Below are 17,910 nucleotides of genomic sequence, written 5' to 3' on the forward strand. Positions count from 1 at the left end.
GAAATTAAATTCTAAATGAATCTTAATTTCTTAATAGTTTAAAATTTTAAAACTATTGGTTATCGAATAAGTACTTGATTTTTCAAATAATCCATAGCGTATCTTCCTTCGTTGAATAACAAATCTAGAACGCTCAAATTGTTCAAAAATCCGTGTTTGTCGTCAAAAACCTGAGTATAAGGCTCAAAAACGGAATGGTCTTTTTTTCCGTTTACCAAATATCGAAAATCAGTGATTTGTGGATTTTCGATTTCATGAAAATATTCTGTTGTGGTGTCAAATTCCAATTTCATTCGCAAACACTTACATGTTATTTCCAATGCCTCAAAATTGAGATCCATCAAAAAAGTGTGCTTTTTTTGAAAAAAAGGAAGTAAATCATCTTCAAAATATTCAAAGAAAGGAGAACTTCTATAAGCAGCTTCCAATGATTTGAAATGCTGTTTTTGCCAATCAAACTCTGGTTCTATTTTTATGTCTTTGGTCTTCTGATGGTTTAAATTGGAATGCTTTATGGGGATATTCAATAACTGAATTCCGTTTGGACTGTAAATGTAAGTTCTGTTGCGATTGGTTTGCTTCTGAAAATTATCCTCCATTTCAAAGGTAATGTTATCCGATTGAGCCATGGCAACAAAATGACTTACGGATGGGAAATAGGAGGGATGTATTAAAATATTCATTGTTTTAACGGTTTTGAAGTTTAGCAGGTTTAAATGTAAAATCTAAATTTGCTAAACAATATATGCTTCTAAACTTTTTTTTCTTTTCTTTTTTTCCAAAAATACTCACCAACAAAAAAGGCTGCTAGAGTAATTAAGAAATGAATTAAATAAGATTTAGGTTCCCCATCATTTACAAAAGAGAAAACTCGATTCCATCTTATTTTATGTATTCCTTTGCCATCTTTATCCCAACTAAACCAAATGAATACAGGTTTACCAACGACATGGTCAAAAGGAACACAGCCCCAAAATCTTGCGTCTAAAGAGTTTTGGCGATTATCTCCCATCATCCAATAATAATCTTGCTTAAAAGTATAGCTATTTACAGATTTTCCGTTTATTATAATTTTATCACCGTTAATCTGCAATGTGTTTTTTTCGTATTCCTGTATAATGCGTTTATAAAATGGAAGTGTCTTTTTATCTAATTTAATTGTCACTCCTTTTTTTGGAATATAAATAGGTCCAAAATTGTCAATGTTCCATCCTAACGAATGAATATGAGGAAATACATCTCCATCTTCGTCCTTTGGGAGTAAATACTTTTTAACGCTTTTGACTACTGGATTGTTCGCTATTCTGACTGCTTCGTTATCGGTTAAAGTCAATACATATTCCCCATTATTGGTCAATGCAAAATCTCCATTCCCATCCTTCAAACCATCTCTAGCACCATACATTTTTACTAAGGAATTTTGATCCATACTTGTCCCTTGAGTATTTACAAAAAAGTTATATTGGAGTTTTGCACTTTCGGGTAATTTGCTTGGTTTTCCATTGATGTAAACATCCCCTTGACGAATCTCCAAAGAATCTCCAGGTACAGCAACACAGCGTTTTACTAAATTTGTTTTTTTGTCAATTGGTTTGTAATAATTTCTTGCAGGTTTAAAATTATTCATATCCAATAAAGTATCTGCTGGCTGATTAAACACGACAATGTCATTGCGTTTAATCGTTTCAATTGCAGGAAACCTAAAATAGGGTAATTGAAACTTGTTCAAAATTGAAGTTTCCTTTTTGGTAATATCATCATTAAACAGGTATGATTTAATACCTAAAAATGGGATTGAATCATGCACCATAGGTAATGCAACAGTAGTCATTGGTGCTCTTGCTCCAAAATTTAATTTACTTACAAATAAAAAATCGCCAACATAGAATGTTTTTTCTAATGAAGAAGATGGAATAGTAAATGGTTGTATAAAATAGGTGTGAACTAAAGTAGCTACAATGATTGCAAAAAGTAATGAACTAATGGTGTCAGAATTTTTATTCTCCGGGTTTAAGTTTCTCTCTGCTTTATAATTTAATTTTTGTGTATAACAGATGTAATAAATGTAAAAGCCTAGAGTAACAATTGCTAAAAAGGTGTCCAACTTTGAATTCCTTCCAAAACTGCGTAATGTTTCTACCCAAATAACGGGAAACATAATTAGGTTAATGATTGGAATAAATAGAAGTATAGTCCACCAGGTGGGTCTGCCAATGATTTTCATCAAAATGATTGCATTGTAAACTGGAATTAAAGCTTCCCAGCGTTTTCTTCCTGCAATTTCATATAGTTTCCATGTTCCTAAAAAATGGACTAATTGTAAGAACAGAAAAAAAAGTAACCATTGGTATATTGACATATTAGCCTTATTTTATAATTCTTTTTTCGCCTTTCTTTTGTTCCAAAAATACTCACCAACAAAAAAGGCAGCAAGCGCAATGAGGAAGTATTTAAAATACGATTGTGGCTGTCCTTCACCATCAACGGTAGTGAATACTCTTTCCCAACGGATTTTGTTTAAGCCTTTTCCATTAGTGTCCCAGCTCAACCAAATAAAAATTGGTTTTCCTACGATGTGATTTTCGGGAACGTAACCCCAATAACGACTGTCTTCAGAGTTGTGGCGGTTGTCTCCCATCATCCAATAGTAGTTTTGGTCAAAAGTATAGGTTGTGGCCACTTTACCATCAATTCTGATCTCATTACCATTTACTTTCAAATCCTTTTTCTCGTAATCGGTGATTATGGTTTTGTAGAAAGGTAAAGTTTCTAGGTTTAAGGCAACCGTTTTTCCTTGTTGTGGAATGTAAATTGGGCCAAAATTATCACGATTCCATTTGTTGATATGAGGGAAAATACCGTCTTCTACATTTTTGGAAATAATTCTGTTTACAGCTGTTATTCCTGGAACGTGCTGCAATCTTTCAGCTCCTGCGGCTGTTAATGCACTAATAAAAAGGGTGTCTCTGGATTCATTAATGAATCCTGCGCCGTCTGTCACATCCATTTCTCTCAAAAGATTTTCAAAATCTATCGGAGTTTTACCGTCTAAAGCAACATTGTATGAGAATTGTGGTTTTGCACGCTCAGGCAAAATCAATTCTTTCCCATTAATATATACTAATCCGTCTTTAAGTGATAAACTATCTCCAGGAATACCAACGCAACGTTTTACATAATTTGATTTTTTGTCAATTGGTTTATCAACTCTTAGCCCAGATCTGTCTCTGAATTTATATACAGTATCCGCTGGCCAGTTGAAAACAACAATATCGGTACGATTGATAGTTTGAAAGCCAGGAATTCTTAAATAAGGTAATTGAGGCCAAGTTAAATAAGATTTTCGTTTGGTCAATGGGATAGTGTCATGAACCATAGGCATCGCTACTGTAGTCATTGGAACTCTCGCTCCATAATTCATTTTACTCACAAACAAAAAGTCACCAACCAATAAGGATTTCTCTAATGAAGAAGTAGGAATGGTATAAGGCTGGATGAAATAAGTGTGAACAATAGTGGCTACAATAACAGCAAAAAGCAATGAACTAATAGTGTCGGCTGCTTTATGGTCTGGACTTAAGTTTCTGTCCGGTTCATAAGCTAAAGTCTGAGTGTAATTAAGATAAAAGATATAAAATCCTAAAGTTCCAATTACAAGTACTGTGTCTAAAAAAGATTTTTTTCCAAAACTACGAATAGTCTCTACCCAAATAACTGGAAACATAATCAGGTTGATAATTGGGATAAAAAGTAAAAGTGTCCACCAAGTTGGTCGACCAATTATTTTCATTAAAACAATTGCATTGTAAACTGGAATTGCAGCTTCCCAACGTTTTCTTCCTGCACTTTCGTATATTTTCCAAGTTCCTAAGAAATGAATAGCCTGAACAGCCAAAAAGAATACAAACCAGAGATATAGTGTCATAATTTGAAAATTAGAAGTTAGAAATTAGAAGTTAGATTTTATCTATTTCCTAATTGGTATTTGGGATTTTATTTTTTATTTAGAATTTAGATTCAATACATCTTTCATAGTAAAAACGCCGTGTTTTCCGGCAAGCCATTCGGCAGCTATTACAGCTCCAAGAGCAAAACCCTCACGATTATGAGCGGTGTGTTTTATTTCGATGGAATCCACCTCAGAGTTGTAAGTTACAGTATGGGTTCCAGGAACTGTACCCACCCTTACAGCTTCGATATGAATCTCTTTCTCTTTTGGGGTATCCAATGTCCAATTGGTGTAGTTGCTATTTTCAATAACGCCTTTGGCCAATGAAATAGCGGTTCCGCTTGGTGCATCTAATTTTTGATCATGATGGATTTCTTCCATATCCACTTTGTAATGATCAAATTGAGACATGATTTTGGCTAAATATTCGTTGAATTCAAAAAATAAATTCACGCCAAGACTAAAGTTGGAACTAGAGATAAACCCTCCGTTTTTTTCTTTGCAAAGAGCAATCATTTCATCATAGTGCTCCAACCAACCGGTTGTTCCGGAAACGACAGGAACATTGGCATGAAAACAGCTGGAAATGTTATTTACTGCGGCTGATGGAACACTGAAGTCGATAGCAACATCAGCAGCAGAAAGCCCATCATAGGTATTAAATTCGTCTTTTCTCAAAACAATTTCATGTCCTCTTTCTAAAGCAATTCTTTCGATTACATGCCCCATTTTTCCGTATCCTAAAAGCGCAATTTTCATTTGTGAGTATTTTTGATTTTTAATAAGAAACGAACTGTATTCGAATCTAAAAACGATAATTAAGGGTTAGTCCCAAATTTGATTTTAATGTTACAGCATCAGGAGTGATTTCTGGTTTAACAGATAAGCTTTGATTTACATTAAATTGTATTAAGGCAGCGTCAACATTAGCATCTATAATGTTTAGTACATAAAAGCCAATTACAAAAAGGCCTGATAGCGAAGCATTTCTTTGGTAAAACTCTTGAGCTGATATTAGTTGAGTATCCGAAAGATAGTCGTAATTGGGGTCTGGATTGCCCGCCAAACGGCTTTTGTAAGCATCTCTATATTCGTTGTATTGTTTTTTATTGTCAATATATAGATACAAACTGGTCCCCATAGCTCCGTAAACTATTGGAATTTTCCAATATTTTTTATTGTATGCTTGGCCTAAACCCGGTAATATAGCCGAATAGAAGGCGGCTTTTGCAGGTGTCAAAGGATCTATGTCTATTGATTTTAAAGTGTCTTTTGGCTTTAAAACAGTTTCGGTTTTTGCTTGTGCAAAAACCGAAGCGTTTCCTATAAGAAAAAGCAATAGCCCTATGGAAATGATTTTATTCACTACCCTTCTATTAATTTTATAATTCTGTTGAAGTCTTCTTCAGAATGAAAAGGAATTGTAATTTTTCCTTTTCCATTTCCAGCCACTTTTACGTCAATTTTTGTTCCAAAATACTTATTGAAAGTACTCACATCTTCGTCATTAATTTCAAAAGAAGATGCTTTTGTTGGAATAGCTGGTTTTGGTTTTAGACTTTCGTGGTAGTTTTTTACCAAAGTCTCCGTCTCTCTAACCGAAAGATTTTGACTTACTATTTTTTGGTAAATATCGGTCTGAACATCATGATCTTCGATGTTGATGATTGCACGACCGTGACCCATACTGATAAAACCATCACGAATTCCAGTTTGAATGATTGGGTCTAATTTTAAAAGTCTTAAATAATTGGCAATAGTAGAGCGTTTTTTACCAACTCTTTCACTCATTTGCTCTTGAGTCAATTGAATTTCATCAATCAAACGTTGGTAAGAAAGCGCAATCTCTATTGGATCCAAGTCATGACGTTGGATGTTTTCAACCAAAGCCATTACTAGAGACTCGTTGTCGTTTGCAATACGAATGTAGGCAGGGACAGTTGTAAGTCCAATTAATGTGGAAGCACGCAAACGACGTTCCCCAGAAATTAATTGGTATTTATTGAAATCTAATTTACGAACAGTTATAGGCTGAATTACGCCTAACTCCTTGATAGAAGTGGCTAATTCACGTAATGACTCTTCGTTGAAATTACTTCGGGGCTGAAATGGATTTATTTCTATAGCATCAATTTCAAGCTCTATAATATTTCCTACTACTTTATCTGCATTTTTATCTTCAACCGATTGAATATCGTTTTCAGGATCTTTTAATAATGCCGATAAACCTCTACCTAAGGCTTGTTTTTTTATTGCTTTTGACATACAACTATTTACTGTTTTTCTTTATAATTTCTTGAGCTAAATGAATATAATTTACTGCTCCTTTGCTGGTTGCATCATAGTTGATAATGCTTTCTCCAAAACTAGGTGCCTCGCTCAATTTTACATTTCTTTGTATCACAGTTTCAAAAACCATATCATTAAAGTGTTTTTGAACTTCTTCCACTACTTGGTTTGATAAACGCAATCTAGAATCAAACATTGTCAATAACAAACCTTCAATGTCTAAATCAGGATTGTGGATTTTTTGGATACTTTTTATGGTATTCAATAATTTACCCAAACCTTCTAATGCAAAATACTCACACTGAATTGGAATTACTACAGAATCTGCCGCAGTTAAAGCATTTAGCGTCAAAAGACCAAGAGATGGTGCGCAATCAATTAAGATATAATCGTATTGATCTTTTACACTTTCTAATGCTTTTTTAAGCATGTATTCTCTGTTTTCTTTATCAACCAGTTCGATTTCAATCGCAACAAGATCGATATGCGCGGGAATTACATCAACATTTGGGGAGGAACATTTTATGATGGCCTCCGATGGAGTATGGCTATGTTCGAGAATTTGATAGGTTCCTATTTCAACTGTTTCTACATCGATTCCTAAACCTGAAGTGGCATTAGCCTGAGGATCAGCATCAATTAGTAATACTTTTTTTTCTAAAACACCCAATGAAGCAGCTAGGTTAATAGAAGTTGTTGTCTTTCCAACTCCACCTTTCTGGTTCGCAATCGCTATGATTTTGCCCATTTATTTTCTAAATTTTGAACGGTAAAAATACAATTATTTATGGGTTTTGAAAATCTATTTTGTTAACAAAAACAAATAGTTTTCACAGTCCCCAATTTATGTTAGCAATAATGTATATTCTTTGCTTTTTTGGTAATTATTGTAACTGAAAAAAGAGAACTGTATAAATAGTTCTCTTTTTTTGTTTTATTATTTATCCGTTATTTCTGATTTTTTTTAATAGTTGTTGATGTTAATCGGTAAATAACGCAAGCGGTTAATTTTTTTTCTTTGCTTTAATCATCATTTCCAATTGATCCCATAATTCTTCAGGAATAGCTTCTAGTAAATTGAATTGTCCAGCACCTTTCAGCCATTCTCCTCCATCAATAACAATTACTTCTCCATTGACATAGGCAGAAAAGTCAGAAACTAAATAAGCCGCTAAATTGGCCAATTCTTGGTGGTCACCCACTCGTTTCAAAGGGACTTTTTTGGCTAAATCAAATTTTTCCGCTAGATCTCCCGGCAATAATCTGTCCCAGGCGCCTTTGGTTGGGAAAGGCCCAGGGGCAATTGCATTGGTACGAATACCATATTTTGCCCATTCTACTGCTAAGCTTCTTGTCATGGCAAGAACTCCAGCTTTGGCAGTAGCACTCGGAACCACATAAGCCGAACCTGTCCATGCGTAAGTCGTAACTATATTCAATACGCTAGCCGATGTTTGTTTAGTGTCTATCCAATGCTTTCCAAAAGCAAGTGTGCAGTTTTTAGATCCTTTTAAGACGATATCAATTACCGTGTCAAAAGCATTGGCTGATAAACGTTCTGTTGGTGAAATAAAATTTCCTGCTGCATTATTCAATAATACATCAACTTTACCAAAAGCTTTTAGTACTGCTTGAAGCATGTTTTCTACTTCTTCATAATGACGAACATCACATTGTAATGGTAAACATGTGCCTCCTGTTTCTGTTTCCAGTTCTTGAGCAGTATTTTTTAGCTTTTCTAAATCTCTTGAAGTAATAGCTACTTGAGCTCCTAATTCTAAGAAATATTTGGTCATCGCTTTTCCTAAGCCACTTCCGCCTCCAGTAACTACTATTACTTTGCCTTTTAAAGCATCGTCTCTCAACATTTTATCGGTATAACTCATAATTTATATTTTTTTTTTGGATTGTAAATGTAATAAAATAAAATAGTATGCATGCATAATAAATTAAATTTTGTTTAAAGTTTCTGAGATGCTAAGTTTCTAAGGTACTAAGATTTAAATAAACAATTCTATAATGAGATAAAAAAGAGATTAACCATTTTCTGAACTTAGAGTCTTAGTGTTTTAATAACTTAAAAGTTGTCTTAAATTGCACACAATCTTTTTGCAGCTGCTTCTAAAGTATGATTGTCTTTGGCAAAGCAAAAGCGTATTAATTTTAAATCTTTTCCATCGGCATAAAAAGTTGATATAGGAATTGCAGCAACACCATAATCCGTAATTAGACGTTTGCAAAAATCAACATCATTTTCGTTTGAAATGTTGGCATAGGAAACGACTTGAAAATAAGTTCCTTCACAGGCCATTAATTCGAATCGACTGTTTTTTAATAGTGATCTGAAATAATCACGCTTTTCTTGGTAGAATGAACTAATTTCATTTACATCGACTAAATCCAAATATTCTGAAACTGCCACTTGGCAAATGCTGTTTACGCTAAAAACCAAAAATTGATGCACTTTTTTGATTTCTTTCATCAAATACTCAGAAGCTACAAGGTAACCTATTTTCCAACCTGTTACATGAAATGATTTTCCAAATGAGGAAACCGTAATACAGCGGTCTAGTAGTTTTGTTCGAGTATGAGTAGAAATATGTTTTTGTTCAAAGGTGATGTATTCGTACACTTCATCTGAAAGTAACAGCACATTGGGGTGTTTTTCTAAAAGTGCTTCCAGATTCTCTAAATCGGATTCATCTAGAATTTTCCCTGTTGGATTGTGTGGGTTATTGATGATGATCATTTTGGTTTTCTCCGAAAATGCATTGGTAATAGTTTTCCAGTTTGGAGTGTAATCATCATTGAGTGATACCCGTATTGGTTTTGCTTGGCTTAATAATATTGGCGCTTCATAGCAATCGTAACTTGGGTCGAGAATAATTACTTCGTCATTTGGTTTTAGCAAAGCCAGCAATGTGGTGAAAATGGCTTGAGTTGCACCGGCTGTAACGAGTATTTCGGTTTCGGGAAGGATGTTTCGGTTGTAGGATGATTTTACTAATGTAGCAATTTTTGCCAACAATGGAGGGTAACCCGACATAGGTGTGTATTGGTGAACGTCTTCAAGTGCCAATCTAGAAACAATTTCGGTTAATCTTTCGTCAACAGGGAAGTTTGGAAAACCTTGGGAAAGATTGATTGCATTGTGTTCTGCTGCCATTTTGGACATTATCGTAAAAATACTAGTCGTTACATTTGGTAGTTTACTCATGTAATAAATGAATTTATTTAGGAGTATAAAAGTAGTTTTTTTAAGCCAATTTTTTTCTTTTTTAGTCGAACGATGTTAGGGCGAAATTAATGACATTAGCATACCCAAAAATATAGTTTAAAAAAAATCCTGTAAAAAAATATTTTACAGGATTTTGATTGTCTTATTGTGTTTGGTTTTTTAACGTACTGAATTCCATCCGTCTTTGAAGCTTTTCAAACAGTATTTCCAGTTATAAACACCTTCAATGATGAAAAATGTAAGAAAGCCTAAGCCAATCATTTTTAAATCTCTTTTTGTAATATTCATTTTATTATTTTTAGATTTTATAGCAAAACAAATATAAGAAAAAGGTATTAATTTTTTTACATTTTATGAATGATAAAAATGGTGGGGCGTTTGTGTAAATCGATGGTTTCTTTTTTCCATTCCGAAATTTTCTTTGTTTTGATGTATTCCGTAGGTAAGGTGATATCGGTGGCTATGCATAAATGTGTTTCAGGATGCAAGGTTTGGATTAAATCTTCCAATAATTTATTGTTACGGTACGGTGTTTCGATGAAAATCTGAGACTGATTTTTTTCAAAAGATATGCGTTCCAGGCTCTTGAAACTGGCTTTTTTTTCGTCTTTTTCAATGGGTAAATAACCATGAAAAGTAAAACTTTGACCGTTCATTCCAGATGCCATCATGGCCAATAATATTGAGGATGGACCAACAAGCGGAACAACTTGAATTCCTTTTTCGTGGGCCAATTTTACTATTACTGCGCCTGGATCGGCTACACCTGGACATCCTGCTTCGCTCATAAGTCCCATGTCTTTACCTTCCAAAAGCGGTTTGATAAACTCCTGATGTTCTTTAGTTTCAGTATGTTTATTGAGTATAAAAAGCTTTAATTCGGATTGTTTTTTCTCTGGATTGGTCAGTTTGATGGATTTTCGAGCTGTTTTGTCATTTTCAACCACATAGTAATCAATGAGCTCTACGCATCTTTTTATGGTTTGCGGTAATACGTCCATTGGGTCGCAATCGCCCATAGTGGTTGGGATTAAATATAATTTTCCAAGAAGAGGTGTTGATTTCATTTGATTGTTTTCAATTTTTGAAATAAGATTTTTTTGCCGTCTTTGAATGACATTGGAGGGAAAAGTCATCCAAAGATAAAAAACTTATTTAGTTTTCTTAGGAATGTTTGGCAATCAGTCTTTGGGCAATTACTTCGCATGCTTCGTCGAGCATTTGATAAACCATGTCAAAACCATTTGCAACTCCATAGTATGGGTCTGGGACATCAACATTTTCATTTGGGAAGATAGCGTCTAAAACAAGTTGGACTTTTTCTTTTTGTTTTTCGTTTTGAGCAAGGTGAATCACATCATTGTAATTGTGGTTGTCCATTACAAAAATGTAGTCAAAAGCATCGAAATCGGATCTTTGAAATTGTCTTCCTTGTTGATTGGCAATATTTAAGCCATTTTTTTTGGCAGTGGCTATAGAGCGATTGTCTGGAGCACGACCAATATGCCAAGAACCTGTTCCTGCGGAATCTACATGGAATTTATCACTGGGAAGTTTTGAGGCTAATATGCCTTCTGCCAATGGAGAACGGCAGATATTGCCCAAACAAACCATTAAAATTTTAACAGGCATATTGCTTTTTATAGCGTTAATTTTGAATTAATATCCTCGACATACTTTTTGAATTGTTTGTCGGTGGCTACCAAATTGTCGACTGTTTTACAGGCATGAAGTACAGTGGCGTGATCACGATCCCCTATTTGGGATCCGATATTGGCCAATGAAGCTTTGGTGAATTTTTTGGCAAAAAACATTGCCAGTTGTCTCGCTTGTACCACGTGCCTTTTTCTGGTTTTGGACTGTAGAGTCTCTATATCCAATTGAAAATAATCGGAAACAATTTTTTGAATGTAATCGATTGATATTTCTCTCTTTACATTTTTTACAAATTTTTCGACAACGCTTTTGGCAAGCTCAATGGTTACTTCTTTTTTGTTGAAAGAAGATTGTGCAATCAGTGAAATGATAGCGCCTTCTAATTCACGTACATTTGATTTAATGTTGCGAGCGACATATTCTATAATATCGTCTGGCATTTCAACGCCATCACGATATAGGATGTTTTTTAGGATTGAAATTCTAGTTTCATAATCCGGTTGGTGTAACTCGGCAGATAATCCCCATTTGAAACGGGATAATAAACGTTGCTCAATATCTTGCATGTCAACTGGAGCCTTGTCTGAAGTCAAGATAACCTGTTTTCCGTTTTGGTGCAAGTAATTGAAAATATGGAAAAATACATCTTGTGTTCCTGATTTTCCAGAAAGGAATTGAACATCGTCAATGATTAAAACGTCGATTAATTGATAGAAATGAATGAAATCGTTTCTGTTGTTTTTCTTTACCGAATCAATATATTGTTGGGTAAAAATTTCAGCAGAAATATATAAAACTGTTTTTTCTGGATATTTGTCTTTGATTTCAACGCCGATAGCATGAGCTAAGTGTGTTTTTCCCAATCCAACACCACCAAAAATAAGTAATGGGTTGAAAGATGTTCCACCTGGCTTATTGGCAACAGCCATACCTGCAGAACGGGCTAACCTATTAGAATCCCCTTCAAGGAAATTGTCAAAACTATAATTCGGATTCAGTTGTGATTCGATTTTTAAATTACGAATACCAGGAATAACAAATGGGTTTTTTAATTCTGGATTTAAGTTTTTGAATGGAGCATCTACTTCTTGGGCTTTCATCGGAGCTCTATTGGCACTAGGCAACTGTTCCGTAAACGGTTGTTTGTTACCATAAGTGTTTTCCATTTTGATTTTATAGAGTAACTTTGCGTTTTTTCCAAGTTCTTTGGTCAAGGCCACTTTTAATAATTTCACATAGTGTTCTTCTAGCCATTCGTAGAAAAATTTACTTGGTACTTGAATATATAATGCATTATCGGTAAGTTCAACTGATTTAATTGGTTCGAACCAAGTTTTATAAGCTTGATCCTGAATGTTGTCCTTTATGAAGGACAAACAGTTTTCCCATACTGATTGTGCAGTCTTGTTCATATATCTAGTTAAATTTTTTTATTTGGGTACTTATTATCTTACAAAAAGAATGTGAAATAGATTCTTTTTTCGGGATAACAAATATGTGAACAATTATCTGTAAAAAAAAATATTTTAGGGTATAATTTTTAAAAATATTGTTGTAAGGGACTTTTTTAAATTAAAAATTTTAATACAAAATTAATGAAAGATCATCAGATTCAAGTTCGTGTTCGTTATTCAGAAACTGACCAAATGGGGGTTGTTTATCACGGAAATTACATACCCTATTTTGAGATAGGAAGGGTCGAATGGCTTAGAAATAAAGGGATTTCATATAAAGTGATGGAAGAAAGTGGTATCGGTCTACCTATAGTGAATATGAATATCAATTATAAAAAATCAGCAAGATATGATGAGTTGTTGACGGTGCATACGGTTTTCAAAAGTCAGACGTCCGTGAAGATAGAATTTGATTGCGCGATATACAATGAAGCTAAAGAGTTATTAACAACCGCCCAATTTATGTTGGTTTTTGTGTCTCTAAAAACTGGCAAACCAACGGCACCGCCAGATTACATTTTGGAACTACTAAAAACTTTTGAATAATAATCAAAATGAGTTCTTTTTGATGAGAATTTATAGTTTTTTTATGTCAATTTCAAACAAAGAGTTAAAAGTGTCGAATACCATTTCGGCATTTTTTTTTCTGGTTTTTATTACAATTTTTCCAATTGGTAAATTTGTTTCTTCATTTATCTCCATTTCTTGAGAAGCAATATCTAATTTTTTTTCTTTGATCACACGCATCACTTTATTCATGTTTTTATAGTCAAATGAAATTTGAAAAGGAACGTCAATTGTTTTTTCGATAATTTCACAAGATTCCAATGTGATTTGTGCCGAAGTTTTGTATGCCGAAATTAATCCGCCCACTCCTAATTTAATTCCGCCATAAATTCGAACTACAACAACAAGTACATTCGTAAGTCCGAAAGATTGTATTTGGCCATAAATAGGAGTACCTGCCGTATTGCTTGGTTCTCCATCATCGTTGGCTCTGTATTGAATGTTTTCGGTTCCTATTTGATAGGCGTAGCAATAGTGGACAGCGTGTGGATGTTGCTTTTTTAATATCTCTATAATGGGTTTCACTTCGTCCTCTGACTCTATCGGAAAAGCATAACCGAAGAATTTGCTGCTTTTTTCCTTGAATAGTGATTCTTCACAGGGAAATGCAATGGTATTGTAGGTGTCTTTAATTTCCAAAAGGGATTCTTCTAAATTATTTTTTTATCAAATAGATCAACTACATCCTCTTCGCCCACCTGTAAATTCCAAACGGGAAGTCCAAGTGCCAATGCGGCATCGGTATTTTCTTTTTTGTCATCAATGAATAACGTATGTTTGGCTTGAAGTCCGTTTTGATCCAGGACAAAGTTGTAAACTTCCGGATTGGGTTTTCTCATACCAATTTCAAATGAAAAATATATTTTTTCAAAACATTGATAAAAATCGCTATAAAATGAGGTTCCTGTTTTTTGTTCAAAAGTGTCGATGTGAATCGCATCGGTATTGCTTAACAAAAATAAACGGTACTTGCTGGAAAGCATTTGAAGAAATTCCAATCGATACAACGGAAAGTCTGCTAAGATAGAATTCCAAGCTTCCCGAATGTCTTCAATTGAAGCATTGTCGGTGTGTTTTTGAATTCCATTCAAGAAATCATCTCCCGAAATAGCTCCTATTTCATATTGTATGTTCAATTGGTCTAAATCTTCATTCCAATGGGAAATGCCAAGATCTTTCAAACCATCCATAGTCGCTTGTTTATCTAAATTGATAAACACATCTCCAAAATCAAAAATAATAGCATTAATCATGGTTTCTGATTATTAAAAATTCATCGGTGTCAATTATGTGCTTTTCGGAATTTGTTTTTGGTATAAAAGGGGCTTTGATTCCTTTTTCCAAATTTGTTTTTCCTGTAAAAACTCGAGCTTCGTCCCAAAGATTTGCATCGATAAAGGTTTGTAAGGTTTGGAGCCCACCTTCAATTATAACCGATTGAATGTTGTGTTTGTAAAGCGAATCAACAATTTGCTGGGCTATATTTTGTTTAAAATCAATTACTTCAAAGATAGTGTTTTCTTCGGAAATAGTGTTTTTAGAATTGCTAAAGACAATCGTATTAGTTTGATTATCAAAAACAGCATTATCTTTTGGGATGCGATTGTTTTGATCCAATACTATTCGGACTGGATTATTTCCGTACCAATCTCTCGCATTTAGTTTGGGGTTGTCGTCAATAACGGTTTGAGTTCCCACTAGAATAGCCTGTTCCTCGGTTCTCCATTTGTGAACCAATTGTCTGGAATAGGTATTGGTAATCCAAACTGGTTTTTTTTCCAATTTTTCAAGAGGGGCAATAAATCCATCTTGACTTTGAGCCCATTTCAATATAATGTAAGGTCTTTTCTTTTGATGAAAAGTAAAAAAACGCTTGTTGAGTTCGTTGCATTCGTCTTCAAGTATCCCAATAGTGACATGAACACCCGCTTCGATTAATTTTTTGATTCCGTTTCCGGCGACCATGATATTTGGATCTACAGTGCCAATAACGACATTGGGAATCTTATTTTTAATAATCAAATCGCAGCACGGAGGTGTTTTTCCAAAATGACTGCAAGGTTCCAAACTCACGTAGATAGTTGCTTTTTTTAGCAACGATTTATCGTGTACCGAATTTACTGCATTGACCTCGGCATGGGGTTCGCCTGCTTTTTTGTGCCAACCTTCGCCTATGATTTTGCCTTCATAAACAATGACGCTTCCAACCATAGGATTGGGATAGGTTGTTCCTAGTCCGTTTTGGGCTAGGGCTATACAACGGCTCATGTATTTTTCATGTATCTTCACTTTGCAAAAATACTAATTTTGGAATTAGGAATTTGCTTTGACATATATGATGTGGTGTATTCGTTTGAAAAATATAGATATTAATCATATTTGGTTTTTTTAGAATCTGTGTAAATCTGCCAAATCTGCGGGCTAATTTTTTCACGCAGATTTGGCAGATTTGTAAGAGGGAATTTTGAATTATATAACTGTCAGTCTTGAATGAATATTTTTTAGAAGTGAATGTATTGCTTTTGATGTTTTCCCATTTACAATGGTTATTTTTGTGTGCGGAATTAATAATTAGAACATTTTATGGACAATTGGATTATTAGAAAAATACAAAAAGAAGACAATCAGGCGGTTGCTCAATTGATAAGAGATGTTTTTGACGAATTGAATATCCCGAAAGTAGGAACGGCTTATGAAGATCCATATCTTGATTTGATGTTTGAAGAATACAATAAGCCAAGATCGGTTTATTATGTAGTAGAAAATGATGGACGAATCGTTGGTTGTGCAGGAGTGGCGCCACTGGCAAACGAAGCGGCCATTTATTGTGAATTGCAAAAAATGTATTTTCTGCCAGAAACTCGCGGAAAAGGAATTGGAAGCCAAATGATGGAGCAATGTTTACAAAGCGCTCGTGAATTTGGTTTCGAAAAATGTTATCTGGAAACAATGCCTTTTATGTTGGATGCCCAAAAGTTGTATAAAAAAGTAGGTTTCGAAAATATTTGTTCTCCTATGGGAAGTACTGGTCATACGAGTTGTCCGGTTTGGATGCTTAAAGATTTGACAGTCTAACCACGAAAAGGAACCGAAAAAAATAAAGATGAAAATAAAAGAATACAGAAATCAATTTATTCAAGCGCTTACTTCGATGTATGGAGAAGGCGAAGCAGAAAGTTTTTTCTATTTGATATTGGAAGAAAAGCAAAAATTGAAAAGAATCGATTTGGCTTTACGTCCCGATATAGAAATTTCGGGGGAGGAAATTATGATTTGGAATTCAATTTTGGAACAATTAAAGTTGGAAATTCCGATTCAGTATTTGTTAGGGAAAACAAGTTTTTATGGATTGGATTTTGAAGTCAATGCCAATGTTTTGATTCCGAGGCCGGAGACGGAGGAATTAGTGGATTGGATTTTAGAAAGTCAAAAGTCAAAAGTCGAAAGTCAAAAGGTGAAAATCCTCGACATTGGTACAGGAAGCGGATGTATCGCAGTTTCGCTAGCTAAAAATCTCCCGAATGCAGAAGTTTTTGCAATTGATGTTTCTGAGAAAGCTTTGGAAACTGCCAAGAAAAATGCCAAGCTGAATGAAGTGGAAGTTACTTTTATTGAGCAAAATATTCTTGAAACGCTAGATTTAGGACAAGAGTTTGATATTATTGTTTCGAATCCGCCGTATGTACGGAATTTGGAAAAAGAAGAAATCAAGAAAAATGTTTTGGACAATGAACCTCATTTGGCTCTTTTTGTGGAAGATAACGATGCCTTGATTTTTTATAGAAAAATAGCCGAATTGGCTCAAAGAAACCTTTCGGATTCAGGACAACTTTATTTTGAAATCAATCAATATTTAGGAAAAGAAATGATTGATTTACTTGAAGAAATGAGTTTCAAAAACATAGAACTTCGTAAGGATATTTACGAGAATGATAGGATGATGAGAGGAGCAGTGTAGCTTTTTATTATGTTGTTGGAATGACTTGACTTATGTAGTGTACACGAGTCAAATGTATCGGTTTCGAGAAACGCGCTAAAACTTCTTCAAGCTGATTGGCGGTCTTTTCAATAAATAAATTATTCCGTTGTAATAGAAGCTTTATTTGCAACTTCCATTTTGTAAATTATAGATTCAATTGAATATTCGTATACTTGAGATTTTCTTTATCAACTGACCAACTGTTATTTATTTTTTTAAATTCTAATTCTGCCTCTAATTGGATCATTTCTAAAACACTCTTAAATGAATATTTATAAATTGCTTCTTGTAATTTTTTATAATACAATAGCAATATGGCATATTTTGTTTCGTCTTTGGTTCTAGGAATTCTTTCTGTAGCAATTATAAGAATGGTAAAAGTCAGAAGTCTATCTATACAGTTAGTTTTTTTGTCATATTTTGCTAAAATTTCATCAAAATTATAATCACCTGTAAATAAATCGGATGATATTTTTTTTAATGTTGAGGCGATATATTTATCTCGGAAGTAATCTTGTATTTTTTCGAACATATTTTCTCTTATTTATTTTTTATTGATTTAGTGTTTTTTTGATAAGTACCAGACTTTACAAAAAACATGCCATATCGATTTAAGATAAATAAAATCAGTTGTTTATGGTTCTTATTCTAACCCGAAAAATGTTTCAATTTGTTCTTAAAACTAAATTTCTCATTAACCGTAATCCGCGTGAGGGGTAGGAGCAAGTTACCGAAGTAACGCGGATGACCCGACCGCATTAAAAAAAGGGGCGACTAG

General features: G+C 34.1%; 20 protein-coding genes. 3 read left to right on the plus strand and 17 right to left on the minus strand.

Going from position 1 to position 17,910, the window contains the following annotated elements:
- Positions 1-59: 59 nt before the first annotated feature.
- From B0E44_RS12335 to dnaA, 13 genes are all read right to left on the minus strand, one after another.
- Entirely contained in the window at positions 60-683 is a 624-nt protein-coding gene (locus B0E44_RS12335) for a WbqC family protein (RefSeq protein ID WP_077375468.1), read from the minus strand.
- 68 nt (positions 684-751) lie between these two features.
- Positions 752-2,359, minus strand: coding sequence for a signal peptidase I (gene lepB / locus B0E44_RS12340; RefSeq protein ID WP_077375471.1), 1,608 nt, complete (start codon positions 2,357-2,359; stop codon positions 752-754).
- A 12-nt stretch (positions 2,360-2,371) separates the two neighbouring features.
- Entirely contained in the window at positions 2,372-3,925 is a 1,554-nt protein-coding gene (gene lepB, locus B0E44_RS12345) for a signal peptidase I (protein WP_077375474.1), read from the minus strand.
- A gap of 75 nt (positions 3,926-4,000) precedes the next feature.
- A complete protein-coding gene (gene dapB, locus B0E44_RS12350) occupies positions 4,001-4,708 on the minus strand; it encodes a 4-hydroxy-tetrahydrodipicolinate reductase (RefSeq protein WP_077375477.1) in 708 nt (235 codons plus the stop codon).
- Positions 4,709-4,754: 46 nt separating this feature from the next.
- A complete protein-coding gene (locus tag B0E44_RS12355) occupies positions 4,755-5,315 on the minus strand; it encodes a DUF5683 domain-containing protein (RefSeq protein WP_077375480.1) in 561 nt (186 codons plus the stop codon).
- The gene (locus tag B0E44_RS12360; protein ID WP_077375483.1) at positions 5,315-6,214 is read right to left on the minus strand and encodes a ParB/RepB/Spo0J family partition protein; all 900 of its coding nucleotides are present in this window, start codon (positions 6,212-6,214) and stop codon (positions 5,315-5,317) included. Before B0E44_RS12360 ends, B0E44_RS12355 begins: the two co-directional genes overlap by 1 nt.
- Before the next feature lie 4 nt (positions 6,215-6,218).
- Positions 6,219-6,986 carry a ParA family protein gene (locus tag B0E44_RS12365; protein ID WP_077375486.1) on the minus strand — a complete coding sequence of 256 codons (768 nt, stop codon included), beginning with the start codon at positions 6,984-6,986 and terminating at the stop codon, positions 6,219-6,221.
- Positions 6,987-7,242: 256 nt separating this feature from the next.
- Positions 7,243-8,124 (minus strand): SDR family oxidoreductase, encoded by an 882-nt coding sequence (locus B0E44_RS12370; protein ID WP_077375489.1) that lies wholly within the window; start codon positions 8,122-8,124, stop codon positions 7,243-7,245.
- A 203-nt stretch (positions 8,125-8,327) separates the two neighbouring features.
- Positions 8,328-9,455, minus strand: a complete 1,128-nt coding sequence (locus B0E44_RS12375) for a methionine aminotransferase (RefSeq protein WP_077375492.1) — start codon at positions 9,453-9,455, stop codon at positions 8,328-8,330.
- A gap of 180 nt (positions 9,456-9,635) precedes the next feature.
- On the minus strand, positions 9,636-9,764 hold the full coding sequence (locus B0E44_RS19090; protein WP_256382263.1) for a hypothetical protein: 129 nt from the start codon (positions 9,762-9,764) through the stop codon (positions 9,636-9,638).
- A 56-nt stretch (positions 9,765-9,820) separates the two neighbouring features.
- Positions 9,821-10,543: an SAM-dependent methyltransferase gene (locus B0E44_RS12380; RefSeq protein WP_077375696.1), complete on the minus strand. Its 723-nt coding sequence runs from the start codon at positions 10,541-10,543 to the stop codon at positions 9,821-9,823.
- A gap of 97 nt (positions 10,544-10,640) precedes the next feature.
- The gene (locus tag B0E44_RS12385; RefSeq protein ID WP_077375495.1) at positions 10,641-11,108 is read right to left on the minus strand and encodes a low molecular weight protein-tyrosine-phosphatase; all 468 of its coding nucleotides are present in this window, start codon (positions 11,106-11,108) and stop codon (positions 10,641-10,643) included.
- 8 nt (positions 11,109-11,116) lie between these two features.
- The gene (gene dnaA / locus B0E44_RS12390) at positions 11,117-12,544 is read right to left on the minus strand and encodes a chromosomal replication initiator protein DnaA (protein ID WP_035637069.1); all 1,428 of its coding nucleotides are present in this window, start codon (positions 12,542-12,544) and stop codon (positions 11,117-11,119) included.
- A 183-nt stretch (positions 12,545-12,727) separates the two neighbouring features.
- On the opposite strand from dnaA, the gene B0E44_RS12395 reads away from it, so the two are divergent.
- Complete coding sequence (locus tag B0E44_RS12395; protein ID WP_077375498.1) at positions 12,728-13,132, plus strand: thioesterase family protein; 405 nt, start codon at positions 12,728-12,730, stop codon at positions 13,130-13,132.
- Between the two features lie 30 nt (positions 13,133-13,162).
- Here the strand turns inward: B0E44_RS12395 and B0E44_RS12400 are convergent, their stop codons facing one another.
- Genes B0E44_RS12400 through ribD form a run of 3 tightly spaced genes read right to left on the minus strand, consistent with a single transcriptional unit; the run spans position 13,163 to position 15,442 of the window.
- On the minus strand, positions 13,163-13,792 hold the full coding sequence (locus B0E44_RS12400; RefSeq protein WP_077375501.1) for a YigZ family protein: 630 nt from the start codon (positions 13,790-13,792) through the stop codon (positions 13,163-13,165).
- Between the two features lie 11 nt (positions 13,793-13,803).
- Positions 13,804-14,406, minus strand: a complete 603-nt coding sequence (locus tag B0E44_RS12405) for an HAD family phosphatase (protein WP_077375505.1) — start codon at positions 14,404-14,406, stop codon at positions 13,804-13,806.
- Entirely contained in the window at positions 14,399-15,442 is a 1,044-nt protein-coding gene (ribD, locus tag B0E44_RS12410; protein WP_077375509.1) for a bifunctional diaminohydroxyphosphoribosylaminopyrimidine deaminase/5-amino-6-(5-phosphoribosylamino)uracil reductase RibD, read from the minus strand. Before ribD ends, B0E44_RS12405 begins: the two co-directional genes overlap by 8 nt.
- Before the next feature lie 294 nt (positions 15,443-15,736).
- On the opposite strand from ribD, the gene B0E44_RS12415 reads away from it, so the two are divergent.
- The gene (locus B0E44_RS12415) at positions 15,737-16,228 is read left to right on the plus strand and encodes a GNAT family N-acetyltransferase (RefSeq protein WP_077375512.1); all 492 of its coding nucleotides are present in this window, start codon (positions 15,737-15,739) and stop codon (positions 16,226-16,228) included.
- A 28-nt stretch (positions 16,229-16,256) separates the two neighbouring features.
- Complete coding sequence (gene prmC / locus B0E44_RS12420; RefSeq protein ID WP_077375515.1) at positions 16,257-17,111, plus strand: peptide chain release factor N(5)-glutamine methyltransferase; 855 nt, start codon at positions 16,257-16,259, stop codon at positions 17,109-17,111.
- A 166-nt stretch (positions 17,112-17,277) separates the two neighbouring features.
- Here prmC and B0E44_RS12425 read toward each other — a convergent pair whose 3' ends face one another.
- Positions 17,278-17,664, minus strand: a complete 387-nt coding sequence (locus B0E44_RS12425; RefSeq protein ID WP_077375519.1) for a hypothetical protein — start codon at positions 17,662-17,664, stop codon at positions 17,278-17,280.
- Positions 17,665-17,910: the final 246 nt, after the last annotated feature.

The sequence above is a fragment of the Flavobacterium sp. A45 genome, assembly GCF_002001005.1.
Taxonomy (GTDB): domain Bacteria; phylum Bacteroidota; class Bacteroidia; order Flavobacteriales; family Flavobacteriaceae; genus Flavobacterium.

Coding starts and splice junctions, on each gene's coding strand:
- lepB (WP_077375474.1), bottom strand. CDS start 3,925: ATGACACTATATCTCTGGTTTGTATTCTTTTTGGCTGTTCAGGCTATT.
- B0E44_RS12335 (WP_077375468.1), bottom strand. CDS start 683: ATGAATATTTTAATACATCCCTCCTATTTCCCATCCGTAAGTCATTTT.
- prmC (WP_077375515.1), top strand. CDS start 16,257: ATGAAAATAAAAGAATACAGAAATCAATTTATTCAAGCGCTTACTTCG.
- B0E44_RS12360 (WP_077375483.1), bottom strand. CDS start 6,214: ATGTCAAAAGCAATAAAAAAACAAGCCTTAGGTAGAGGTTTATCGGCA.
- B0E44_RS12365 (WP_077375486.1), bottom strand. CDS start 6,986: ATGGGCAAAATCATAGCGATTGCGAACCAGAAAGGTGGAGTTGGAAAG.
- dnaA (WP_035637069.1), bottom strand. CDS start 12,544: ATGAACAAGACTGCACAATCAGTATGGGAAAACTGTTTGTCCTTCATA.
- B0E44_RS19090 (WP_256382263.1), bottom strand. CDS start 9,764: ATGAATATTACAAAAAGAGATTTAAAAATGATTGGCTTAGGCTTTCTT.
- B0E44_RS12375 (WP_077375492.1), bottom strand. CDS start 9,455: ATGAGTAAACTACCAAATGTAACGACTAGTATTTTTACGATAATGTCC.
- B0E44_RS12380 (WP_077375696.1), bottom strand. CDS start 10,543: ATGAAATCAACACCTCTTCTTGGAAAATTATATTTAATCCCAACCACT.
- dapB (WP_077375477.1), bottom strand. CDS start 4,708: ATGAAAATTGCGCTTTTAGGATACGGAAAAATGGGGCATGTAATCGAA.
- B0E44_RS12370 (WP_077375489.1), bottom strand. CDS start 8,124: ATGAGTTATACCGATAAAATGTTGAGAGACGATGCTTTAAAAGGCAAA.
- B0E44_RS12395 (WP_077375498.1), top strand. CDS start 12,728: ATGAAAGATCATCAGATTCAAGTTCGTGTTCGTTATTCAGAAACTGAC.
- B0E44_RS12385 (WP_077375495.1), bottom strand. CDS start 11,108: ATGCCTGTTAAAATTTTAATGGTTTGTTTGGGCAATATCTGCCGTTCT.
- B0E44_RS12415 (WP_077375512.1), top strand. CDS start 15,737: ATGGACAATTGGATTATTAGAAAAATACAAAAAGAAGACAATCAGGCG.
- lepB (WP_077375471.1), bottom strand. CDS start 2,359: ATGTCAATATACCAATGGTTACTTTTTTTTCTGTTCTTACAATTAGTC.
- B0E44_RS12425 (WP_077375519.1), bottom strand. CDS start 17,664: ATGTTCGAAAAAATACAAGATTACTTCCGAGATAAATATATCGCCTCA.
- B0E44_RS12405 (WP_077375505.1), bottom strand. CDS start 14,406: ATGATTAATGCTATTATTTTTGATTTTGGAGATGTGTTTATCAATTTA.